Here is a 25,747-nt window from a genome sequence, read left to right on the forward strand (position 1 = left end):
GGAAAATCCAATTAATATTAGGCAAACGCTTGCAAGATAATATATTTGTGATATAATACTAATATATTTATAATATATTACAAAAAGGAAGGAGAATTTCTATGAATCAAAAGAAATCAAGATTCGAAAATGTAGACCACAAATTAATGTGGCCATCAATTATTTTTGTCCTTGCAGTTATGATTTTAGCTGCGCTTTTTCCAGAAAAGCTTAATGCATTAACGGCGAAGGGGGCAGGATTTATTACACATCAACTTGGATTTATTATACAAATAGTTGCTTTAGGGTGTGTTGGTGTATTGGCGTGGTTAGCATTTGGTAAATACAGCACAGTACGTTTTGGTGGTAAAGATGCAAAACCAGAGTTTTCTTTTGTAAGCTTTGCATTCATGATGTTTACAGCCGGTGTAGGGGCTGGCTTGGTATATTGGGCTATAGGAGAGCCTATATATTATATGCAATGGCCGCCATATGGATATGAGCCAATGAGTGCTGAAGCAAGTACTTGGTCAATTGCTTATTCAATCTATCATTGGAATATTATTGGATGGAGTATTTTCTTACTTCCTGCAATTCCATATGCTTATTACTTGCATAATAGAAGAAAAACGAATTTAAGACTTAGTGCCCTATGTACTGAAGTAATAGGGGAAAAACATGAAAGTTCGTGGTTAGGATATTTGATTAATATATTTGCAATTTTTGGGACATTAGGAGCATTTTCAACCTCGATGGGGGTTTCAGCCGATCTATTGAGTGCTGGGCTAAATAAATTATTTCATATTCAACCTACTGTTGGAGTGAAAGTAGCTATTGTTGCGTCCTTCATAATTTTCTATGCAATAATTATGTTATTAGGACTTAAAAAAGGTATTAGTAAATTAGCTAACATCTGTGTTTATATTTCCGTGGGTATGATTACATTTATTCTAATGGCTGGGCCTACTTCATTTATTATAAATTATACTTCCGATAGCGTTGGGATGGTATTAAATAACTTTTTTAGAATGTCATTTTATACAGATCCAGTAATGAAATCCGGGTTTCCACAGGATTGGACAATTTTTTACTGGGCATGGTATTTTGCATATTTAGTAATGATGGGATTATTTATAGCAAAGGTATCCTATGGTAGAAAAATAAAGGAAGTAGTATTGACATGTGTGATAGGATCATCCCTTGGATGTATGCTATTCTTAGGAATTCTAGGGGGATATACCGTAAATGGTATATTAACGAATACATTGCCAATTATAGAATGGTTTACTAATCTAGGATTGGCAGGAGCCATCATTGAAGTTATTGCTTCCGTTCCACTTGGATCTATAGTTTTAGTAATATTTTTAATTGCTGCATATTTCTTAATAACAACTACTATGACTTCCGCAACCTATGCTGTATCTATGATGACAACTAAGAATTTAAAACCAAATGAAGATCCGGATTTAGCAGTTAGATTAATTTGGTGCGTAGCGGTTGGGGCGATCTCTATGGTTGCTTTATTAATGGGTGGCGCTATCAATACTATTAAATCAATGGCTATTATTTCAGCACCTCCAATGATTGTTCTCTACATCATTATGTTTATTTGTTTACTAAAATGGCTCAAAAAAGATTATAGAATAAAGGAAAGACTGGAGGAACTTTCTAGTGATGACAATTAATAAAACTTCAGTAAAGCAAGATGAAAACACAGTTTATCGAAAGGAACAAGTAACTTTTGACAATATAGAGCTGATTGGGGAGTATGATGTGGTAGTGGTGGGTGGAGGTCCAGCCGGTGTAGCCGCAGCTGAAACCACTGCTAGACAAGGTTTGAAGACATTGTTAGTTGAAAAAAATGGTTTTCTAGGAGGACAAGCCGTTGGTGGTTTATCTGGAACTATTTGTGGTCTATACTTAACCAATGAAGAATGGACTTGTAAAAATGGGCCGAAGCAAATTGTCTTTGGTTTTGCAGAAAAGTTAAGGCAAAGATTACTAAGAAATGGAGGATTATCTGAACCTCAGCTTTATGGCAATACCTATGTAGATGCTCACGATCCATTTGTTTGGAAGTATTCAGCAGAAGAATTAGTAATTGAAGCGGGTGCCGAAATTCTATACCATACAGTAGTAACCGATGTAAGGGTAGAAGATAGAAAGATAAAGGAAGTTGTTGTAAATACAGCCGATGGCTATGGATTAATCAAAGCCGATTATTTTATCGATACTTCGGGAGATGCAGTGCTTGTTGCGGCTGCTGGTGGTGAATTTAGGATGGGGCACAATGGCGTTGTCCAAAATCCATCACTAATTTTTATGATCAATGGCGTTGATGATGAAAAATTCTGGAATTATTTTGGAGAAAACACAATTTGCAACGATGATTTTTCTGAAAAAATTCGTGAAGCGGAAAGAAAATTTGGTGTAAGCTTACCAAGAAAGAAAATATGGATTTTTAAATGTCCAAATAAGGGACAGCTATATATTAACGCTACAAGTATATCTAAAAATGATGGGAATTGTTTAAACTGTATTAAGGCTGAAGAGCGGACTTATGCCGAAATAGCTGCTAGAAAACAGGCATTAGCTTATTTTAGATTATTGAAGGAATATATTCCTGGTTGTAAAAACAGCTATATTACAGTCACTGGGAGTGAGGTAGGAGTTAGGCAAACAAGGTCTATTGTTGGGAAAAGGACTTTATTGAATACAGATGTAGAGAATTGTGTCAAGTTTGAGGATGGTATTGCTAAAAGTTCTTGGCCCATTGAACTACATCGTGGCGAAAGACCCAAATTATTTTGGCTGCAAAATGATTATTATGAGATTCCATTTGGAACAATGGTTCCTGCTAGTTTAGATAATGTTTTGGTAGCGGGTAGATGTATTGATGCAGAGCATGAAGCCTTAGCATCATCAAGAGTAACTGCACAGTGTTTTTCACAGGGATACGCGGCGGGAATAGCTATGATGTTATCCAAAAAAACTAGAACTAAGGTCTATGACATAGATGGGAAAGATGTAAGAAAAGCGTTGAAAGAAGATGGCGCTAGATTATAAATGAGAAAATTCCATAATACATTTAAAGAATTTTTCAATACAAAATGTATTAGAGAGAGTCAAGAAAGTAATCTATATATTGTATTTCAAAATTGATAATGTCAATTATGCAAGTTTCTCAAATAATATAATGGAGGAAAAATTATGAAAGAAAATCTAATTAAATCAATTGAATTTTTACCGGTGAATATTTCAGCTTCAAACTGGAGTCAAAACACTTGTATTGTTAAAGTAACTGATAATGCAGGTAGATATGGAATAGGGGAAGCAGATGGTTCTCCAAGTGTAATTGCAGCATTTGCAAATTGTGAGACGGAACATAAATGGTTAACTAATCTTACAGAAGTATTAGTAGGTAGAGATCCTATTGAATTTGATGCTAACTGGGATTTAATGTATGAAACCACACGCTGGATTGGAATGCGTGGATTTGGGATGTTTGCAATCTCAGGTATTGACATGGCTTTATATGATTTAGCTGGAAAACAGCATAATTTACCGGCTTATAAATTACTAGGTGGACAATTTAGAGATAAAGTTACGCCCTATTTCACCCTATATCCCGATTGTCCATCGGATTCTGAACCGGAAATTGCATTAAAAGCTTATGAGCCCTTATTGAAAAAAGCTAAAGAGAAAAAAGTCAAGGCCGTTAAAATATGTATTATGCAGGATGCAAAGATGACTAAACAACAAGTAGTGGATTACTTAAAAGCATGTCGTAAAATGCTGGGGCATGATATCGACATGATGTGTGATTTCCTATATCGTTTCACGGATTGGGAAGAATGCAGATGGATTTTAGATAGAATTAAAGATGTAGATTTATATTTCGCTGAAGCCATGTTACCCCATGACGACCTAGAAGGACATAGAAAATTATCAGAGACAGTGTCCACGAGGATTTGTGGTGCTGAAATGGCTACCACTAGATTTGAATGTGAACAGTGGCTAAAATATTCTAAGGTTTCAGTTATTCAACCGGATTATAATAGGGCCGGAGGGTTAACTGAATTACGTCGAATCATGCATATGGCGGAGCAGTACAATGTTCAGGTTTCTCCTCATCAATGGAAAACAGGTATCACAGCTGCAGCTTGTAGACATTTGCACATTGCTAACAAATATACCACTTATGTAGAATATTTACATCCGGATTTTTATGGTGGATCATTGAGAAAAAACCTTACTACAAATGAAGCTCCTATTATTGATGGGTACTTAGAAAAATCAGAAGTTCCAGGTCTAGGCATTGATATTAATAAAGAATTTTATAAAGAGATAACGGGAAAAGAATTTTAGTTTAAATAGCTAATGTAAGGGTGTAAATGCAAAGAAGATGTTTCTATTAAAGAAAAGAAACATCTTTTTTTGTACTAATCTTATTTATTTAAATGGGGAAATTGAAAAAATAAACAAAACGATCAATCTAATTGACAGTATCAATAATGTGGGAGATAATGAAAATATCATTTATGTACCAAGGAAAATCAAGCTTTATCAAGTAAGGATATCTCACTAAAGAACTATCAACAAAAGGAGGAGAAAAATGAAGAGTTTTGAGACATCAAAGTTGGTCAAGGGTGAAGATATGAATCATCACGATACTTTATTTGCAGGAAGGATGGCTGAGTGGTTTGCTGAGGCATCTTTTTTAGGAGCATCTAACCTATATGGCAAATATGGTGAGGCAGATCATCTAGTGGCTGTTGAGATTCATTCCATGAAATATTTAGGCCCTTCCTTTAATGGTGATATGATTAGATTTGTATCAACGGGTATACAAGCAGGTAAAACTAGTCTAACGGTCTATACTAAGGTACTTAGAAACAATACAGATATTAAGGTGGCAGAAGGTTTTGTAACCTTCGTTTGCATTGATGGTAACAAAAAGAAAATACCACATAATATTGTGATTGATGAACCAAAAACAAATGAAGAAATAGATATACTTGAAAGATTTAACAAAATAAGGGCTAAATGATATAATGAAATTGGTAATGACTAGTAGAGTTAAGTTAGAACCTAAGTAACTTTTTATATAAAAATGAGACTATACCAAATAGGACGTTTTAAGACTAATATTCAGTAGACAAGTAAGAAAAGACTAATCGTAAAGTCCCTACTTATAATTCCTATAAGGGGACTTTTATTTTATACATTTAGGATTTACAGTTAATTTAAATGCTTAGGAAAATAGCTTCGTTAACCATTATTCACCATTAAAATAGATGATTACTTGGCATAAAAGTTTACAAAATAGAAACATATTTTTATTCTTTAGAAATCAAAGCCTATTATAATATATGTATAAAAAATAAAGGAGTAGGTATAATGGTGAACAAAAATAATTTTAAGAAGAAAATAAGTATTTTTTTAGCCACAAGCATAATATTTGGATGCACAATACCATGTAGTGCTGAAGCTATGAAGAATGAAAAAGGGAAAATACATGTTTTAGAAAACCAGCAAAAAGAGATTGATGATGTATTAATTATTAGGGCGATTGATAAAATTGAAAAATTTGCTGCCTATGCTTGGTTAAATAATGATGAAATTATAGGTAAAAATAGAAACAACCAAGTAGAAAATATATGTATATATAATTGCAAAAAAAATGAAATGATATCGGTGACCAATAATAATGATAAGAATATCGAATTCAGTATTAGTGGATTAAGCGACATTACGAAACAATTAAATAATGATTTCATCATGATAGAAGAGTACAATAGACTGAAAAGAAAAACTAGTAGAACTTGGTATTCATTCAACTTAAAAGACCATTCATTTAATAAAATAGAAGGGATAATGGGTTATGCAAGTTTAATAAATAATAATAAATTAATTACAACTGAAGGCTATAAAATATATGAATATAATTTAGTTACTGGTGAGAAGAATCAGATTATACTTCCAGATGAAGTAAATAAAAAAATAAAGAAAGTACCTAGCTTTAATGAGTATATAGATGCGGTAGGTCTGTCACCTGAAGAGAGAGGTGATGAACATGTTATAAATAAATATAAGGGATTTTATGAGTACAATAAAGAAGATGCAGGAATTAATGCAAATAAAAATCGAAATAAGTTGACGTTATCAACACATTACTTCAAAAGCTATGTTTATGATTTAGATACAAAAACACTTGTGGAAGATGATAATGCCTTCCAAACAATTTATGCATCTGAATTAGATGCAATAAATATCAAGGGCAATGGGGTTATAGAAATAGAGGAAACAGAAGGTAACAGTAAAATATGGCAGCTAAATAGCAATGGAGAAAGGTATAAACTAATAGATGAAGGAAATATTTTGCATTATGAAGAATCTTTAGACCATAGTAAATTGGTGTATTCTATGATAGAAGATATTGAAGGCCAAAAATTTGCTAATGAAGTTAAAACATATATTTGCGATCTTAATTCTGGGAAGAAAACAGTATTACAGGAATTTAAAGACATTGATATTGGTATTTTTTGGAACCAATCTTCGAATAGGCTCTATTTCTTAGAAAGTGTATCCAATAGAACATCTAGAACATCATTTGAAACTAAGTGTATAACTAATATAATTACATTTAATTGAGCAAATTACATAATTACCTTTTACAAAAATTATGTATTATATATAGTTTAAGAACCTCCAAAACAATGCCATATACATTATGCAATTTCCTCAATTAATTATATTTAAGTTCTGAGATAGCTCTAATAAAGAAGGTGGACAAATGGGAATAAAAGTTTTGGTTGCTGATGATGAAAAAAACATATCAGATTCTATTGCCTATGCATTAAAGCGTGAAAATTATGAAGTATATACAGCATATGATGGTGAGGAAGCATTAGAAATCATAGAAATACAAAACCCTCAAATTTTAATTTTAGATGTGATGATGCCAAAATACAATGGTTATGATATATGCAAAAAAGTAGCATACAATATGGCCTTTGGAATTATTATGTTGACCGCCAAGAGTGAATTGATTGATAAAGTATTAGGATTAGAATTAGGAGCGGATGATTATATAACGAAACCCTTTGATATGCAAGAGCTAATTGCCCGTGTGAGATCTCTTAGTAGAAGAATAGGAAAAAGTAAAATTACAGGTGACATGTTGAAGGAAGAGGATTGTTTTTCATATGATACTTTCAAGATTAAATTTAAAGATAGAATTGTTTATTTAGATGGCGAAGTATTGTATTTTAAACCAAGGGAGTTTGATTTATTAGCATTCCTAATAAGTAATAAAAGGGTTACTTTTACTAGAGAAGTCATTTTAGATAGAGTATGGGGGCAAGAATATCTTGGAGGAACACGTACAATTGATATCCATATACAGCGCATTAGAAAGAAACTAGGGAAATATGGCAACCTTATCAGAACAGTACCTAAAATTGGATATAAGGCTGTAGGGAATATGGATGAAAATTAGTATAAGACAAAAATTCACAGTTTTTATGATTTTACTATTGATATTCAACCTTTTTATTATTAGCACTTTAATTTTAAGAGGAATAAAGGATAATCAAAGATTATCCTATGAATCTTTTTTAAAAGACAACAGTAAGACAGCCAATCTTCTTATACGAGAGAAATTTTATTTAAGTAAATATACAAATTTTGAATATTTTTATAAAGATAAAGCTAAAGAATTAAGTATTGAGCTAGTACGCGTATTGGATCTAGATACAATTCTATATGATAAAGAGGGTAATCTAATAGGTAGTGGGAGGATATCTAACGATAAAGAAGATTATACAGAGATGATTACAAAGGCATTGGATAACAATATTGTTTATCAACGGATAGGCGACATAATTGTTTATGTGGCACCAGTATATGATTTTAACCATCAGATTGGTGTTTTAAAGATAGAATATAGTATAAAAAAAGAGAGAAAGTTTTATGAAGATATAGTAAAACTTTTTATCCAAGTTGGTATAGTGTCTGTAATCATAGCTTTTTTAGTAGCTTCTTTCTATTTTTGGTTCTTTGTAAAAAAAATTGTTCAGCTGAAAGAGTCAGTTAAGTCCGTTGCAAATGGTGACTATCATGCGGTTTCAATCATTAATACAAAGGATGAACTTGGAGAGTTGAGTAAGGGTATTTTTGTAATGTCAAATAAAATTGAAGACAATATTGAAGAGATTAGTGTGGAAAAATCAAAACTACAAGATGCTCTTAAAAAGCTTCAAAAGCTAGAAAAAAAACAAAAAGAATTTATAGGTAATATAACCCATGAATTCAGAACCCCTATTACTGTTATCAAAGCTCAATTAGATTTAATTACCTTATATGACGATGATGAGGAAATGGTTGACAGATCAAAAAAAGTTGCTGAAAAAGAGTTGAAGAGACTAGATAATATGATTGGAAACATATTATATTTATCAAGTATAGAAAAATACGACTTTGAACTTAAAAAAGAAAAGATTGATTCCAAAGTGTTTCTAAGAGAAATCATAGAGCGTATGAGTGGCAAGGCATCAAAATTTGGAATTGAGATCATACATGACATGACCTCTGCTGAGATTTATATAGACAAAGACAGTTTTATTCAAATATCCATCAACCTAATTGACAATGCAATCAAATATAATAAAAATAATGGAAAGATATTTATAAGAAGTTATATTAAAGATGAGAAAAATGTCATTGAAATAGAAGATACAGGAATTGGAATACCCGATGAACATAAGAGTAGAATTTTTGACCCCTTCTACACAGTAGACAAGAATAGAGCTAAAAATTTCTCTGGAACAGGGTTGGGGCTTTCATTAGTATATAAGCTTTTGAAAAAACAAAACTCAAATATAAAAGTGACGGATTCAAATGGGGGAACTATCTTTCAAATATCTATTCCTTTATATAAATGAAGAAATTCTATAACTCTTATTTGGTAGAATAGTATAATATATATGGTGTGGCTTTTAGGAGAAAGAATCATAAACAATTAATCAAAATAATAAAAGTTCCACCACTTTTCTTTAGAGGTTGTAAATTAGCTTGTACCCAGATTTGGGAATGCACGTATAACTTCGAACTGGATAAATCTCCAAGTTTTATAGACTGGTTGGTTAATAGGTCGTGTGAAATTATGGGTAATCCTTTGAACATAGATTTAAATACACTTGCCATAAGAGTTACCTGTATCTTTCTATAAATATGAAACAACCAAGGCAATATTATATCGCCTTGGTTTTCTTAATTACTTCAATAGATTTATTGTAAACTCCTCCCCAACCTTCTTAAAGTCATTACTCAGCCTACCACTTTGCTCAGGGAATTTAACAGCATAGGGAGTAAGGGATAGTTTTTTTGCATTTTCATTGAGATTTCCATTGATAGTACTTAACTTGAACAATCCAGTATTGACAGTTCCTCTAGATAGGTAAAATTCAATGTCATTACCTAAATCATCATACCCCCTTAACACCATATCATAATCAGTGCCCTTAGGGGATTTTGAGCAGTAAATCTTTGGACCCAAATTGTTACTAGTGTATTTTTCTAAGGTTATTTTTTGGCCATTTTCAAGTTCAAAAGTATGATTAAGTGAAATCTTATCGGTATTCAATGCTAACTCATCGCCATTTGTTTTAAATTCGAATACCCAAGGGCCTTTTTTTGTTTTTCCATTTATCAATACATCTGAGAATAGAAGTTTTATATTTAATTCCCCATCTAAAACTTCATCTAATGTATAGATTGTTACTTCTTCTACTGTATAGGCATCTATTTTTTTTGCTCCACCACCGCCTCCAAAGGATATATTTTCACCATTAACATAAACACTACCTATCGGAGATATGAAGCCTTCTTCTAATTTTTCATCAGACTTTGAAGTGGTGGAAACTACTAGCTGGTCATTATCCAAGATAACTTCATTTAATTGAATGGTTATGCCGTTTTTACTTATTGATTGATCCACAACTGTTTTATATTCGTCTAAGTTCCTTTCAATTCCTAAGAAGCTTGCTATATCATAGGTAATCGTATTTGCATATGCCAAAACATGATTACCTATATTAGTTGTGAATAATCCTATCATCAATAGGGCTATTGAGGCCACAATGTATTTTCTATATACAAAACGATTCTTTTTTATAGATTTTTTAAAGCTATTCTTAATCTTTCTTTTTTCTATATCCGTAAAGTATTCTTGATCATATTCATCTAAATCTATTTCGGCTTCATTCAAAAGATCATACATATTCTTTTCCATATGTTATCCCCTTTCTATAACATGAAACATATTTTTAAGTTTTTTTCTTGCCCTAGATATTCTGTTATAAATCACATCTTTTTTTAACCCTGTTTCCCTACTGATATGGGCAACTTCCTGTTCCTCAACGTATAGTTTAAGAAATAAATTTTTATCCTCATCCTTTAAACAATTTAGTAACCCATCTAAATCTTTGTCAATATCCTGTTTTGTAACCTCTTTAAAGACATCATCTTCTGCGATTATTTTCATATCATCGATATTTGTATTTTTTAGATCCCTTAAATATTTTCTTCTATAATCTATTGTTTTATATTTTGCAATGGCTGCTACCCAACTTTTAAAAGTGCCTTTATCCTCATTAAAACGATGGACATTGTTCCAAATACCTAAAAATATATCGTTTATACATTCTTCTTGATGGCTTTCCAAATTATATAAATGTTTTTTGACAATGGATTTAATAATCCAGCCATAAATATCTATAACATATTCTAAAGCCTTTTCATCCCTATTCTTTAGATGAAGAATAAAATTTTGTTCCGTAATTTTCATTTATTCACTTCCTTACGCTAAGCTTAGTGTTTAATTTGTTCGAACACTTAATACTTCGTACCTTATAGTATACTATCTATCAATAAATTATAAAAATTTTTATAAATATAGAGAGTTCCAAGTAAATCTTAATTTGTACATAGGAAAATATCCGATGATTCTGGGGATTTTTGATATGTACAAATTAAAGTTTTGACTGGAATCTCTATAGAGAGTTCCAAGTAAATCTTAATTTGTACATAGCAAAACACTCAATTATTATACTTTTATGTAATTTTTATCCAAAACTTTTGGAAATTTTTCTATTAAAATGATATAATTTATAACAACAGGAGGGTAAGGGGTATGGAGAGAGCAGGAGTAGTAAATGAATTTAGTAGTCTCAATGGTGAGTATTATTGTGCTAGTGAGATTTTTAATCACAAAAAGCTAGAAGTGGGTGAAACAAGATTCAAAATTCCCAGAGCCTGGGGAACCGGTGAGTCTAGATGTATCATGCTTAATTCCTCTACGGGAATAGGATTTAATGAGATAAGCCTTGCCCACAGGACTCAGTTAGTGGCAAAAAGTAAAGGCCCAGTATACAGAATGATGCTTTGCCTTGGAGACAATATGAAATGGGAGGAAGTCTATAGCCGTTCCACCATTCAGCTTACTGCTGGGGAAGGAGTATTGTGCCAGATAGAGGAGACCACAGAAATCTGCCCCCATGGACCCGAGTTTAATTATCAATGGGTTCACATTTTGATACCCCCTGAAAAACTTGAAAACCTTCTTTCTTCTTTACCCGTCGACAAAAATATTTTTCAATATGCATATAGAAATATTAAAATAAGCTATTTCAAACTGCCCCAAGAAAGCAAGGTGATTATTGAGCAGGCGGCACGCTGCCCCTATAAGGGAGCAATCAAAAGAATGTATATAGAAAGCAAGCTGACAGAGCTTCTGGCAGTTTGTTTATATTCACTTATAGAAAAAAATCCTAGTGATGCAAACACCATAAAGCTCTCACGGAGTGATTTAAACAGTATTCATAGGGCAAAGGAAATATTGGATAAAAGCATTTCTTCCGGTATATCCTTAGCAGCCCTTGCACGATTTGTATGTCTGAATGAATCTAAGCTAAAAAGTGGTTTTAAACAAGTTTTCGGGATACCTGTATATACTTATCTTGTTAATAGAAGGATGGAAAGGGCACGTATATTACTTGAATTTGATAACATGAGAGTTAAAGAGGTTGCCCATATGGTAGGATATGCCAACGGAAATAGCTTTTCTAAAGCTTTTCGCAAAAAGTATGGATTCAATCCTAGTGATTGTCTAAATAGTGAAAAAAATGGATTTTTTTAAAGCCGATTGGAAAGATAAAAAACCTTTTTGAACGTTAAGATATTATTTTAAATATATTATAATAGTGATATTGATAATGAAATTCGTTATCGACACCGCTATTTTTTTATGGCTATTTAAATAAGGAAGCTTTTATTAATATAAAAAATAATCTTGAAGGAGAGGAATGTTAGTATGAAAGTGGCAATTATTGTATTCAGCCCATCGGGTCATACACTCAAAGTATCTCAGCTGTTCAAAAAGGGATTTGAAGATAAAAATATAGAAGTGCAGTTTATTAATATTACGAAAAATGAAAAATATTTAAACAATAATGATGGGAGCAAGTATTTAGAGGCAGAACTTCATGAGCATGATGTTATCCTCATAGGGGGCCCCGTATATGCTGGGCATGTTGAGAAAAATGTATTGAGATTAATTGAGCAGCTTCCCGAGGTGGGAGGCAAGTATGGAGGTCTTGCAGTTCCCTTTGTGACCTATGGAGGGGTACACAGCAGCATAGCTTTAGAAGAAATGGGAAGATATATAAAAAGAAAGAATAGAAAATCGATTTTAGGTGTAAAAATAGCTACAAAGCATACATTGACAGAGACTTTGTCCAATGTAATAAATGGAGAGAAACCAGGTGAGGTAGAGGAAAAAATCATAGATGAGGCCGTCCAGAAAATTATAAAACTAACAGAAGGTGATCACAAAAAAATAAAGGATGTGAGTAGGTCCTTTAAGTATTCAAAATTACCTGAAAGAATACTATTCAATCTTTTTAGTCAAGAGGCTTTTCATAAAAAATTCAAAGGGGTATCGATTGATAGTGAAAAGTGTATAGGCTGTAAAAAATGTGTATCAAATTGTCCTATTAATATGTTTGATTGCTCCAATGGTGTAATTAAAATGATACGGGATAAACAAGAATGTATTCTTTGCGGGGAATGTTACCATAATTGTCCTGTGGGGGCAATAGATTATCCCTATATTGAAATGGCAAAGAAACGATTAAATGATGGAAATATTAAATTAGAAGAAAAGCAATCGGCGATTTATCCCATGAGTATATGACTGAGTAGCCTATATAAATTCTTAATCTGAATAGTTAGAAAGAGAGAGGAGAGAAATAATGGAAATAATCAACCTTAAATTAAGTGCCACAATGTGCTATCTTATTCCTGTTCAAAATAAGTACCTACTCGTGGATACGGGCTATGAAAAGGACAAAGAATTGTTTTATAAAAGATTGTCTGAGTTGGGTATTACAATTAAGGATATAGACTATGTTTTATTAACCCATTACCATGATGATCATTCGGGTTTAGTTAAGGAAATCAAATCCATGAATCCCTCCTGCAAAATTATTATGCATACTAAGGCCATACCTTTTCTTGAAAAGGGAAAAAATGATGTTACCAATTGCAAATACATCAATTGGAAGGTCGCTAGAATAGTAGAAATGTTTAGAAAGCTTAATAAAGAATGGGACTTTACTTTTCCACCCTATAAACCCCATAGTAATGATATCATTATTAAGGAAGAGACAGTACTAAATAAAATAGGGATAAATATTCCTGGCAAGATCATTTATACTCCAGGGCATACTGATGATTCAATAACCTTGTTACTTGATAATGGCCTTTGCTTTGTGGGGGATGCCGCTGCCAATATGATGCAGCTTATGGGAGCAAAATACTGTGTTATACTTATTAGAGATTTAAAGCAATATTATAAGAGTTGGGAAAGTATTATTGAGAAAAATGCAAAAATGATATATCCTGGACACGGAAAATCATTCAGTGTAGAGAAACTGAAAAAAAATCTTTATAAAAATAAGTCAGAACAAATGGTATTGTCAAAAAGCTAACAATAAACAAATGAAGGAATTGATCCATGGATTCACACAAAAATTAGAAACTGCACAGGGGCGAAGGGTTATGTATGGTGATTTTTGATATGCATAAATTAAAGTTTTGACTGGAACCTCTATACAAATTTTCATATAAAAAAGATCACTAGCCTTAGTGATCTCAGATTGTTGACAAGGTCAACAAGATGGCAGGCTGCCTAAAAACCTGAAGTTCGAGGTGTGCTGAAAGCGAGAGGCCGCAGCGTATATAGACATACGTAAGGGTTCTTGCTTGAAGCAACAACGAAGAAATTCGGGTTTTTAGGTAGCCTTAGCTCACTAGTCTTAGTGATCTTTTTAGCCTGTGAATCCTAATTCAGTAGTAAGAATATATAATTCAAATATTTATTATGCTTTATTTAGCAGGGTTACTTTTATTCCCATTTGGATTTTTGATAAAATCAATTGCGATTTGATTAGCTGCCTTCATACCTGTATTTAGTGCGCCTTGCATCCAACCATGACTAGGGGAAATATGTTCTCCTGCAAAGACTAGTTTTCCATTATATTCTGGGAGAGACATCACATAGGCAAAAAGTTTTCTTTGTTCGGGACTAAAATAGCAGAAAGCTCCTTTAAAGGCCTCTTCCTTATACCACTCAATACTTTTAAAGTCATCAACAATAGAATCTATATATTTGCTGTTTAGACCATGTACTGCTGATACTTGGTCCTTTATTTCTCTAAACCTTCTCGTATTATTTATATTACCTAAACGAATAGCATCTTGAGTAAAATTATAGGAAGCCAAAAGAACTCCAGGCTCATTAGGAGAAGCTCCAGGTATGAGACCCCAATTATCTATGGGAGATTCACAACAATATGGTTTCGTATTATTAGAATTACAAATTGCCATTGCATGATCTGATGGATACCAAATAGACGAAATAGGAAGGTCTGTATATGAACCTCCCCCCACTATACCTTGCTTTTCCCAAAAACGATTTTTACATAGAAATAAAGCCTTTTGAGCATTAGAATAGGTGGCTTCCTTGATGGCTTGCATTTTCATCGTACTAAACAAAGGATTTACATTTACATTTCTAAGGGTGGAGTAGGGAATTGCACATACAACGTAATCAAATTCTTCAAACCCATTATGATTACAATACTTATCACTATATTGTAAAGTTACTTTGTCCCTATCAAGGGAGTAATTTATACTATTAATCCATGTACCGCTTTTCCACTCCACTTTGCCTAATGCTTCCTTTGGTATATGATCATAATCTTTGGGATCTATAGACATTAGGGATTGATAGAAGCCTAGGGGAAGATTAAATGTACCATTAACAATCTCGTAGGGTGAAGAAAAAGAAACTGGATATTCTTCCTGTAATATTTCTATATAGCTGTTGTAATAAAAGGAACCGGCTAAAGGTGCGATGGAACTTATCAGATTTATTGCTTCTTGACTTAGTCCCATAACCTCCATGACTTGACGAATATTTAGTCCCGTCCAGTAGAGAAGACTTTTACTATAGCGGGGTAAAATTTGTAGGATTTCCTTTCTCACCATAGGGCTTAGCATATACAATGGTGTAAGTAGCCCATATAGAATTAGCTCTTGCCAAGAAGCGTTTCTTTCCCAAGGGGTTAGGTTGAACTGGGGATAAATTTTTTCCTTTACATTTTTACCCTCAGAGTAATTTCTCACTCTTATATTACGGACATAGATAAAAGCATTTTCATTAACTTGTACAAAGGGTCTGGTATTAAGATGGAACTTATTAATATAGTGCCATGTAGTTTCATGGCTAACGGGAATACGCATGGGGCCAAGTTCCCCATAGAGGTTTCTTTTCTTATCAAAAAAATATGTATAAACCCTGCCACCGACTCTATCCTTTAGGGCATCATATACTGTTATATCACATCCTAGTTTTCTAAGCTCGTAGGCGGATGCTAAACCGGCAAGCCCCCCACCAATAATACCGATGTTCATTCCCTTAAGTGAACCGGGAGCTAGAATGGTAGTGATTTCTGCAGGTGGACTTAGGGTCTCTATGATATTATTATAATCCTCCAACCTATTAGCCGTAGCTAAAGCCACCTTCAACAAAAAATGTCTTTGATTATCCGTTGGATTTACTGGAGGAATGGTTGGACAGAGATATTTAGAATAATAGTTATACATATGCAATCTCCCTTTGTTTAAAATGAATTATATTTAACAGAACATCTTAATTCAAATATATTATAAAGTTTAGCTAATATTCTAAAAAAATGGGGTAAGGGTTGAAAAGTTGAATTAGCATGGTGTGCAATTCAACTTTTCAACCCTTACCCCTTGTTTTCCCTGTTTATTGGAAGTTCAGATTTGCAGGCCATATAAAGTTAAGTGGAAATAGTGCATCTAAAATTTCATTTTCTTTATTTGCATGTTCAAATAATAATCTGTTAAGGTCATCTAAACTATGGATATTTAATTCATTTTCTTTGTAGTTTATTTTGTAAATGCCATCTTCTTCTACACATATTAGTTCATGAGGTATATTACCATCTATATATTGAGATATGTATTTATGCAGTTTCTTCATCATTTGTTCAAAATTTATTACCTTTACGGTTCCACGAAGATAATCCAATTTTCTTTCATCATATTCTTCTAATTGGTTTATATGATCCTTTACATGGACATAGTATCTGATATATTTTAGGGAGTATTCCTTAGCCATATGACTTAGTAAATCATAAACATATTTATTTGGCATGGATAATTCTATTATTTGGCCCCAGCTTTCCTCTTCATCTATAATTCTTAGAACTATATAACCAATGAATTCACCATTCTTTTTCACGATCAATTTCTTATAACTATAATTTCCCCAAGGAATTGTGGCCGATTCCAATAATATTTCAAAATTTTCTTTAGTCCTATAAAATCTAGTACTATTCTGATTGTATCTTTTTAACATTTCATATAAGTATTTGTCATTGTAATCATTTATAGATAGCTGTAAACCAATATCCTTAGGTATAATATCATATCTATAGAAACATTTTACTTCCGTAGCCATTCTTCTTGTATAAAGGGTCCTATTACCGGAAATTAGGAGGATATCAACACCCTTAGCATATAATTGCTTTTCAACATGATCCAATATCTTAGATGAATAACCTTTTCTTTCATAATCTGGGTCAGTACAAACAGCACCTATAGATGCAGATTTTAAAACTACGCCTTCAACAAGTATTTCTTGAATTAGAAAATTTACAGCAGATACTATTTTTCCTTCTTCCTTTATCACAATTATATTATCAATATTTTCACGGCTTAATAGAAGAGGAAATTCTTGCTGCATAGTTGGAGCATGTCCCCGTTTTATCCTAAACACGTTATTAATATGATCTATAACATCATCAAATTCTGATAACTTTGCAGCTCTAGGTTCTGACATTATTTCACTCCTTTAAAAAGTTAAATATAATATTTATTAACAACTTAACAAATTGCATAATTATTTTCTATAAAAACCATCTACTACATGTAGTTTTAGAATCCTTGAAGCTATACCATCAAATATGCTTATATTTTAATTAATCAAATCAAAGTTTTGACTGGAATCTCTATAAGATTCTACCATAAAACATTATAAAAGATATAATCAATTGTGGCATTATAAGAAAAATTAATAGGTTGCTAGAGTAGTATAGATAAAATTTATTTGATTAGAAAATATTACGATATTATAATTAGTATGCTGAACTAAAGCAAAGAAAATAATTCCAAAACTAAATGAACTATTGAAAGGAGAATATCAAATGAAAAAAGGGACTTTAGCAAAATTGATATCGGTTTGTATTATATTATCAATGTTATTTGTTACTGCGTGTTCTGAACAAAAGAAACAAGAAGCACAGGGGACGGATATTTCTAATACAGACGGAGGAAAGAAAATAACGGTTTTATTACCGGCACCATACCAATCCATTGTTGGATTTATTGAAAAAGAAACAAGAGAATTTGAAAAAGAAACCGGTATTGAAGTTGAACTAATTAACATGGCATGGGATAAAGTAGCAGATCGTGCAATCAATGAATTAACCACTGGGGGAAGTACCTATGATGTAATCGAATTTGATAATGCGTGGGTTGCAAGATTCATCGCAAATGATTGGGTTGAATGTTTAGATGAGTATGTTTCTGACGAGGTTCGTGAAGAGTTAATCCCTGGACTAAGAGAAAAATTCTCTGGAAGTGGAAAACTATATGGTATTCCTTGGCACAATGATACTAGATTCTTCATGTACAATAAGAAAATGCTTGATGAAGCGGGGATATCTGAGTCTCCTAAAACATGGGCGGAATTGGAAGAACAGTCTAAACTTTTAAAGGAAAAAGGATTAGCTCAATATGGATATATTGATTCCTATATGCAAGCACAATCGGGGTCAAATCAAATTATTTTCCTTACATATTCCTTTGGGGGTAAATTCTTTGATGATAAAGGTAATCCAATTATGGCAACAGATCCAGGAGTGAAAAAGGCATTTGAATTCATGGTAAGAGGGATAAATGATAGTAAAATTATTGATCCTGCTTCTTTAACATCGGATTATGAGTCTATATCTAATGTATTTAATATGGGTAACACTGCCTTTTATCTACAGGCACATCCAAACTCATATAAATTAGGAAATGATCCAGAGAACTCAAAGGTTGTTGGAGATATTGCTATTGCCGATTATTCACCTTCAATAGAAGGAGGGGCTCAAGTATGCTTAACTTTACCGGAAGCCATGGCAATTCCTAAAACAAGTAAAAATAAAGAAGAAGCGTGGAAGTATATAGAATATATGACTAGTAAGGCACTAGATAAGCAAAGGGCAAAGGAAATAGGAACTCTTCCTATTTATACAGAATTATTTGATGATCAAGAATTACTTGAGCTTTATCCTCATTGGAAGAGCTTTGGAAAACAAATCATTTCATCAAGAGGGCTACCTGATTTACTTTGGTATGATGAATTTTCAAATATTCTATCAACGGAAACTCAAAGAATATTAACAAATCAAGTATCTATTGAAGAGGGTCTTAAGCAAATACAAGATAAATGTATTGAAGCAATGAAATAATATTAAAATCTAAATGTTTTTAAGCTTTAATGCTTTCTATTTATGATGGAGTGGGAGGGAGACCGATATGAAGAGTAAAAACCAGTTTGCACGCCTTTTAATAACCCCTAGTGTACTGATAATATTTGGAGTATTGGTTTTCCCAATACTCTATTCTATTTTTATAAGCTTACACGAAATTAAATTTGCCCCAAAAAGTTACGATTTTGTAGGACTAAAAAACTATATAAATATGTTTTCAGATAGTTATTTTAAAAGTGCAGGCATGTTAACCGTGCTTTTTGCTATTATTACCGTAGGAATTCAGATCGTTTTAGGAATTATAACTGCCCTTGTTTTAAACCAAGATTTTAAAGGAAGAAGAATTGTCCGTGGTATTATAATACTTCCTTGGGCATTACCAACAGTTGTAAATGCAGTTATGTGGAAGTGGATCTTTAATGCAGACTATGGAATATTAAATGCATTAATGGTAAAATTCAATTTAATAGAAGAATATCAGGTATGGTTAGGCAAACCATTTTCTGCTTTTATATGTATTGCCATAGCTAATATATGGAAAGAAACGCCCTATGTTGTGATATTGACCATTGCTGCACTATCAAATATTCCTAGGCAGTTGTATGAAGCAGCGGAGATTGATGGGGCATCATCGTGTAAATCCTTTTGGAATGTTACTTTTCCCCTAATTAAACCTGTTGTTTTAATCATAGCTATCACACAGACAATTTGGGCTTTGAAATCCTTTGACCTGAGCTATATTATGACTTCTGGAGGTCCAGCGGGGAGTACAGAATTTTTATCATTGTACATTCATAAAAATAGCTTCAAGTTTCAAAAATTCGGATATGGTTCCGCAATGGCTTACATGCTATCTATGATTTCCTTTGGACTTACTTATGCATATGTCAAAATATTTATGGGCAAAAAAGAAAGTGTGATGGATTCATGAATATAAAAATTGAGAAAAGACTTAAAAGAATATTTTTGTATTTGATGGTTACTTTGATAGTGGCTGTGGTTGTATTACCATATTTATGGTTAATAATATCAAGTATTTCTAAAAAAGTAGATTTGTTAGAAGTGCCCTTAAAATTATCTTCTAATGAGCCGACCTTTGAAAATTATAAAAATATTATTTTCGGCACATCCAATAGGACCAGTGATGCTGCATCACAATTTATGACTGCATTTAAAAATAGCACAATTGTTTCAGTATTGGTTACTGTAATTTCAATGATCATAGGTGTACCAGCGGCCTATGCCTTCTGTAGGGTCAATTTTAAAAGAAAATCATTCCTTTTCAATTCAATTATGTTTTTACAGATGATTCCATCCATAGCCCTTATTATTCCCATGTATATGATTATGATAAAGTTCAAATTATTAGATAAAAAATTAACCTTGGTGGTTGTGTATTTATCTTTTATCTTACCTTATATGATTTGGATCATGAAGGGATATTTTGAGGGAATACCAGTTGAGGTAGAAGAAGCGGCTTTAGTAGATGGGTGCAATAGATTTAAAGCTTTTTATAGGATTGTTCTTCCAATATCCTCCTCTGGGCTTGCGGCTACAACAATATTTGTCTTCATTATGTCTTGGAATGAGTTTTTTTATGCCCTCAATTTTACTTATACAACTTCTTCTAAAACATTACCAGTATTGATAACGGAATTTAGCAGTAAATTTGGAACGGATTATATACTTACCAGTACAGCTGGGGTAATAGCAAGTATACCACCGGTTTTTTTGTCTTTAATATTTCAAAAATATATAATTTCTGGATTGTCTTCTGGAGCGGTGAAGAAATAAATCAAAATGACGAGTAAGATGACTAGTTTATTTTTTGAATGTGACTTAAGTAGAGTTAATAAAAAGGAAGGTGGGATAATATGTCAAAGGTAAGGGCAATATTAATTGGAGCAGGACAACGGGGAAAGGATGCCTATGGGAGCTATGCCCTCAAATATTCCAATAGTATTGAATTTGTAGCTGTTGCAGAACCAAATGAATTGAGGAGAAAAGAGTTTTCAAAACAGCATAATATATTAGGGGAATATCAATTTGAAGCTTGGGAAGAATTATTAGAAAAAGAAAAATTTTGCGATGCTGTAGTTATTGCCACCCCTGATAGGACCCATTTTGAGCCAGCAAAGCTTGCATTAAAAAAGGGTTATCATATTTTATTAGAAAAACCCATGTCCTATAGTCCAGAGGAATGTATAGAATTAGGTAAATTAACAGAAGAAAAAAATAATATATTCATGATATGTCATGTGCTTAGATATACTCCCTTCTATTCTACTTTAAAATCAATTATAGAAAAGGGAGAGATAGGAGAGCTTGTATCCATCCAACATAACGAAAATATTGGGTATTTTCATTTTGCCCATAGTTTTGTAAGGGGGAATTGGAGGAATTCAGATTTATCAAGCCCCTTGATGTTACAGAAAAGCTGTCATGATATGGATATATTATTATGGTTAGTGGGAAAAAACTGTACGAATATTGCCTCCTTCGGGAAATTAGCCTATTTCAAGAAGGAGAATAAGCCTCAAAATGCAGGAGATAGATGCATCAGTTGTGCTGTGGAGAAAGAATGTCCGTATTCAGCATTAAAATTATATTATAATAATGTTGGACAATGGCCATCAACTGTAATATGTGAGATCCAGACCATGGAAAAGGTACAAAAAGCAGTTGAACAAGGGCCCTATGGCAGATGTGTATACAATTGTGATAATAATGTAGTAGATCATCAAAGTACCATATTGGAATTTGAAGATGGCATTACAGCAACCTTTAATTTATGTGCATTTACAAATAAAATAAATAGGACACTTAAGATAATGGGCACCAAAGGTGAGATACGTGCAGTAGATAGTAAAAATGAAATAGAAGTTCAATTATTCGATACAAATGAAAGAAGAATCATCAATCCCGAGGAAGTATCGGGTGGTCACGGTGGTGGAGATACAAGAATAATGGAAGATTTTGTTTCACTGATATTATCGGATAGAAGAAATGCTTTAACTTCAGCCACCATATCTGTCCAAAGTCATATGATGGCCTTTGCCGCAGAGGAATCTAGATTGAATAATAGGGTTATCACTATGAAGGATTACTATAATAAATTTTATTAAATCTTAGGAAGAGATGAAAAGAAACGTTCCCTAATGGGGTAAGGGTTGAAGAGTTGAATTAGCCTAGTGCAATTCAACTTTTCAATCCTCACCCCATATTTATTTTCATACCATTATTTATTAGGAACAAATTTGTTAATTCAATCGTCTAATATGATAAAAATAAAGTAGGAGGTAACTGATATGAAAAAAATAGCTTTAATATTAGCATTAATGATGGCACTAATTGTAAGTGGCTGTAGTGTTGAGAAGCATGAAGAAATAGAAAAAAATAATAATGGAGAAAAGGAAGTAAAGACTGTACAGGAGATCAGTTCAGAAGAAATGAAAAAGATTGACTTGTATGTTACAGTTATGAAAGCAGCTTTTAAAGAGGAAAATGGAGGTAGCAGCTTTTTAGCCGTAGAAATGGATACCCTAGAGGGCTTAAGTGATAAAGGAAAACAAGAGGTATTAAATAAACTTAAGGATATATCTGAGAATGTATATCCCTTTAAAGATGTTAAGGATGAAGATACTAAATTTAAACAAGATAAAAATGGGAGTTTGGTAGGGAGTATAGATGGAACATTGCTAAGTGTAAAAATAAAAGAAATGAGTGATAATAAGGCGATAATTGTAGCAACTTCTTGGTTTGGAAACCTAGGAGCAGTTTTTCCAGAATATAAGGCCACATATGAAAATGGTAAGTGGAATTTAGAATTGTTATCAATGGGTATTTCATAACATCAAGGTAATATAACTAACTGTAATACATTGTGGGGGTGTCTCAGAATGACGAATTTCATTCATTCTGAAGCACCTCCATTTTTAAATTAGATCAGATCATTTAAATCTATTTTTTCTAATCGAGGATTATTGCAAGGTCTTCTACCTTCCTTATGAAGATCATACCATTTATTATTGATTTTTACTCTAACGCCATCGGCGGTATAATCGTTATTTGAATTTTTACAGTTCTCCAATAGGCTTGAACCTACTCCATATATATCCACGGGAGCTTGTACTTCTTCAAAACTAGTTATTTTCTTGACATTAAATCCACCGGTTACTACTATTTTTACATCCTCACAATACTGTTTTGCAATATCCTTGATTTCATCGGGTATATTTTCATAATTAGCATCCTTAATCCATTTATGCCATCTTCCATCGATTGCACTACGCATATTATGAACAAGCCTAGGAGTTACACCACAATCCATTTTTTTATCGTATAAAGGCTCAATAGATTTATCTCCCATGTTTCCACTCGTATCCGGTCTTACACCGTATAATTTATATTTCTTAGCTTCTTCATAGTTACCTTCCCTATAAAGCTCCAAATACTTTTCCCACATTTTATCCATTACCTTTAGGGATTCTCCTACACAATCGTTATGAAAATCAACCAATGCAATTCTAGGAGTTTCCGAAGACATGGTTCTTGCAAATTCCATCATCAGCTTTGCAGTATTCCCTAAGAAGGTTAATATGTTTATATGGGCTACTGTACCACTGGCTTTTCCTCCCCACCAATCACCTTGCTCCATAGTAGATATAAAGGCCTTTGAGTCCTTGCCATAAGCAAATTTATATCTTTGAGTGGCTATCCAATAAGCATATCCATGAATTCCTTGCATTTTATAGTGGGCAAATCTAGCCGGGAAGAAAAGGACGGGTTTTTCACCTGCTGCAACTAGGGTATTATAGACATTCGTTGCCACCCTTGTAGGTTCGCTTAATACACCTAGTATTGGGGTTTCAAGATGTCCAAAATCCCTATATCTACCTTTGATTTTTATGACTGGCTCAACACTTAAAGGGTCTCCATCATATCTAACGAGTTCACCGTCATACACTGCTTCAACTTCAAGCTTTTCATAGGTGTTAATAAAATTCCCCTTTTCATCGTAGTAACCTGTACATTCCTTTAGTATGGCAAGAGCTTCATCTACGCCTACTACGACACTAAAGGGTTTTCTTCTAGTGAATATTTGCATTTCTACTTCTAGGTCTCCGATACTCACTTTGGATACATCTACAATACCTTCTAAATCATTTTCATCTTCACCAAATTCATATTCCTCATCTGCTAATTGGTTTAATATCCTTATGTTGTTATTGAAGTATTCATCACTATACCAGCCTTTACGAAGATGTTCCTTAATCTCCTCCGACATTTTGAAAGTATCTATAGGTAATCTCTTTTTATTAAATATGCTCATAATATGCTCCTCCTTAAATTAAGCTTTCTTCTCTAGTATTTGGATTCCATTTAGGTTATTTTTAGTAAAAAATCTGATTAAAAGTGAAGGGGCTCGATGCTCTAACCTTCTATTGCTCATTATCGTCCCAATGAATATTTAATTTATACAGCTTAGCTGGTCTTTGACTATACCTTCTAGTGGTTTTATCCGTTTCAATAATCATGTTTTTTACATTTTTGAATTTCTTTCTAAAATTTTGTATAGTATCATTTCTATTTGTTGTTATCTGATATACCCTATAGGCCTCGGCTATGGTGAAATGTTCAGGTAGGAGGTTGAACATGATATCCGTATACTCCACCTTATTCTTTATTCTTTCAAGGGCCAGATTTATGATGATTGCATGATCAAAGGCTAAATCACCTCTATCTACTAGCTCAACCTTCATTCTTTTGGCTCTATTTTTAACGGTTATGGTTTCTTTTATTTTACTGATAATTTCGGTACCCTCTTTGAAGAGTCTAATGTCAATATATTTTTCCCTTATAAATCCATCATTTGTAATTATTTTATTGACTTGAGTTATTTTTCTTTTCACCTCGAACCATTTGGCATCCTTTGCATCACTACCAGCTTTCATGGCTATTTCTGGTTTATCCAATAAAGCCATATAGGATACACTCATAATGTGGTCTCTTACGTCTCTTCCCATATTATCAAGGGTATATACCTGTTCTAAATATACCCCGGAGTCTGAGATGGCTGTTTCTTCATCCAGCTCTCTTTTAGCTGCCTGAAGGGTGGTTTCTTTACCCTTATTCACAAATCCCCCAGGTAGTGCCCATTTGTTTATATGGGGATGATCTGCTCTTTGTATCAAAGCGATTTTAAGTCTTTTATCTTCCAAATCATTTGACTCTTCTTTTCCATCCGCATTCTGAATAGTAAATATAAGCGAATCAGAAGTTACTGAAAATTTGGAATCATTATACTGGTCAGAATTATATGCTTTTAAAAATTCTTTCTCCGTTTGACCTAAAGCATTTTTTGTTTCTGTGGACATCATTTATCACCTCATAAATATGTATATAAAGATTCCAGTGAAAACTTCAATCTATACATATCAAAACCCCCCAGAACCATGGTATATCTCCCTATGTATAAATTAAGATTTATCCTAAACTCCCTATAACATTTTTCAATATCCTTAATTGTTAAATTAATAACCATCAGTTAATAACTAAAAGTTATTAACTGATGG

General features: G+C 32.8%; 21 protein-coding genes. 15 read left to right on the forward strand and 6 right to left on the reverse strand.

The features are described 5' to 3' along the window. Positions 1-101: 101 nt before the first annotated feature. The 7 genes from N4A68_03395 to N4A68_03425 all read left to right on the forward strand — a co-directional run bounded on the left by N4A68_03395 (position 102) and on the right by N4A68_03425 (position 8,924). Positions 102-1,664: a BCCT family transporter gene (locus N4A68_03395; GenBank protein MCT4563360.1), complete on the forward strand. Its 1,563-nt coding sequence runs from the start codon at positions 102-104 to the stop codon at positions 1,662-1,664. Further along, positions 1,654-3,045, forward strand: a complete 1,392-nt coding sequence (locus tag N4A68_03400; protein ID MCT4563361.1) for an FAD-dependent oxidoreductase — start codon at positions 1,654-1,656, stop codon at positions 3,043-3,045. The genes N4A68_03395 and N4A68_03400 overlap by 11 nt, the downstream gene beginning before the upstream one ends. A gap of 144 nt (positions 3,046-3,189) precedes the next feature. After that, positions 3,190-4,347, forward strand: coding sequence for a mandelate racemase/muconate lactonizing enzyme family protein (locus N4A68_03405; protein ID MCT4563362.1), 1,158 nt, complete (start codon positions 3,190-3,192; stop codon positions 4,345-4,347). Positions 4,348-4,594: 247 nt separating this feature from the next. Further along, positions 4,595-5,029: an acyl-CoA thioesterase gene (locus N4A68_03410; protein MCT4563363.1), complete on the forward strand. Its 435-nt coding sequence runs from the start codon at positions 4,595-4,597 to the stop codon at positions 5,027-5,029. Positions 5,030-5,379: 350 nt separating this feature from the next. Next, positions 5,380-6,633: a hypothetical protein gene (locus N4A68_03415; GenBank protein ID MCT4563364.1), complete on the forward strand. Its 1,254-nt coding sequence runs from the start codon at positions 5,380-5,382 to the stop codon at positions 6,631-6,633. Between the two features lie 142 nt (positions 6,634-6,775). Beyond that, positions 6,776-7,480, forward strand: coding sequence for a response regulator transcription factor (locus N4A68_03420; protein MCT4563365.1), 705 nt, complete (start codon positions 6,776-6,778; stop codon positions 7,478-7,480). After that, positions 7,470-8,924: a HAMP domain-containing histidine kinase gene (locus tag N4A68_03425; protein ID MCT4563366.1), complete on the forward strand. Its 1,455-nt coding sequence runs from the start codon at positions 7,470-7,472 to the stop codon at positions 8,922-8,924. Before N4A68_03420 ends, N4A68_03425 begins: the two co-directional genes overlap by 11 nt. 332 nt (positions 8,925-9,256) lie before the next feature. On the opposite strand, the gene N4A68_03430 is transcribed toward N4A68_03425, so the two are convergent. Continuing rightward, on the reverse strand, positions 9,257-10,273 hold the full coding sequence (locus N4A68_03430) for a DUF4179 domain-containing protein (protein ID MCT4563367.1): 1,017 nt from the start codon (positions 10,271-10,273) through the stop codon (positions 9,257-9,259). A gap of 3 nt (positions 10,274-10,276) precedes the next feature. Next, entirely contained in the window at positions 10,277-10,828 is a 552-nt protein-coding gene (locus N4A68_03435) for a sigma-70 family RNA polymerase sigma factor (GenBank protein MCT4563368.1), read from the reverse strand. A 345-nt stretch (positions 10,829-11,173) separates the two neighbouring features. Here N4A68_03435 and N4A68_03440 point away from each other — a divergent pair, with 345 nt between their 5' ends. From N4A68_03440 to N4A68_03450, 3 genes are all read left to right on the forward strand, one after another. Then, positions 11,174-12,178 (forward strand): AraC family transcriptional regulator, encoded by a 1,005-nt coding sequence (locus N4A68_03440; GenBank protein MCT4563369.1) that lies wholly within the window; start codon positions 11,174-11,176, stop codon positions 12,176-12,178. Between the two features lie 174 nt (positions 12,179-12,352). Then, on the forward strand, positions 12,353-13,234 hold the full coding sequence (locus N4A68_03445; protein MCT4563370.1) for an EFR1 family ferrodoxin: 882 nt from the start codon (positions 12,353-12,355) through the stop codon (positions 13,232-13,234). A gap of 58 nt (positions 13,235-13,292) precedes the next feature. Further along, entirely contained in the window at positions 13,293-14,030 is a 738-nt protein-coding gene (locus N4A68_03450) for an MBL fold metallo-hydrolase (GenBank protein MCT4563371.1), read from the forward strand. Between the two features lie 397 nt (positions 14,031-14,427). Here N4A68_03450 and N4A68_03455 read toward each other — a convergent pair whose 3' ends face one another. Beyond that, positions 14,428-16,209: an FAD-dependent oxidoreductase gene (locus N4A68_03455; protein MCT4563372.1), complete on the reverse strand. Its 1,782-nt coding sequence runs from the start codon at positions 16,207-16,209 to the stop codon at positions 14,428-14,430. A gap of 166 nt (positions 16,210-16,375) precedes the next feature. Continuing rightward, a complete protein-coding gene (locus N4A68_03460) occupies positions 16,376-17,473 on the reverse strand; it encodes a GNAT family N-acetyltransferase (protein MCT4563373.1) in 1,098 nt (365 codons plus the stop codon). A gap of 364 nt (positions 17,474-17,837) precedes the next feature. Between N4A68_03460 and N4A68_03465 the strand changes: the two genes are divergently transcribed. The 5 genes from N4A68_03465 to N4A68_03485 all read left to right on the forward strand — a co-directional run bounded on the left by N4A68_03465 (position 17,838) and on the right by N4A68_03485 (position 23,023). After that, complete coding sequence (locus N4A68_03465) at positions 17,838-19,151, forward strand: extracellular solute-binding protein (protein MCT4563374.1); 1,314 nt, start codon at positions 17,838-17,840, stop codon at positions 19,149-19,151. Between the two features lie 67 nt (positions 19,152-19,218). Beyond that, positions 19,219-20,103 carry a sugar ABC transporter permease gene (locus tag N4A68_03470; protein ID MCT4563375.1) on the forward strand — a complete coding sequence of 295 codons (885 nt, stop codon included), beginning with the start codon at positions 19,219-19,221 and terminating at the stop codon, positions 20,101-20,103. Continuing rightward, positions 20,100-20,966 (forward strand): carbohydrate ABC transporter permease, encoded by an 867-nt coding sequence (locus N4A68_03475; protein ID MCT4563376.1) that lies wholly within the window; start codon positions 20,100-20,102, stop codon positions 20,964-20,966. Before N4A68_03470 ends, N4A68_03475 begins: the two co-directional genes overlap by 4 nt. Positions 20,967-21,046: 80 nt before the next feature. Beyond that, positions 21,047-22,297, forward strand: coding sequence for a Gfo/Idh/MocA family oxidoreductase (locus tag N4A68_03480; GenBank protein MCT4563377.1), 1,251 nt, complete (start codon positions 21,047-21,049; stop codon positions 22,295-22,297). Between the two features lie 183 nt (positions 22,298-22,480). After that, the gene (locus tag N4A68_03485) at positions 22,481-23,023 is read left to right on the forward strand and encodes a hypothetical protein (protein MCT4563378.1); all 543 of its coding nucleotides are present in this window, start codon (positions 22,481-22,483) and stop codon (positions 23,021-23,023) included. An 89-nt stretch (positions 23,024-23,112) separates the two neighbouring features. Here the strand turns inward: N4A68_03485 and N4A68_03490 are convergent, their stop codons facing one another. Continuing rightward, positions 23,113-24,504: a nicotinate phosphoribosyltransferase gene (locus tag N4A68_03490; GenBank protein MCT4563379.1), complete on the reverse strand. Its 1,392-nt coding sequence runs from the start codon at positions 24,502-24,504 to the stop codon at positions 23,113-23,115. A 109-nt stretch (positions 24,505-24,613) separates the two neighbouring features. After that, a complete protein-coding gene (locus N4A68_03495; protein MCT4563380.1) occupies positions 24,614-25,552 on the reverse strand; it encodes an NUDIX hydrolase in 939 nt (312 codons plus the stop codon). Positions 25,553-25,747 lie beyond the last annotated feature (195 nt).

The organism is Maledivibacter sp. (assembly GCA_025210375.1).
Taxonomy (GTDB): domain Bacteria; phylum Bacillota; class Clostridia; order Peptostreptococcales; family Caminicellaceae; genus JAOASB01.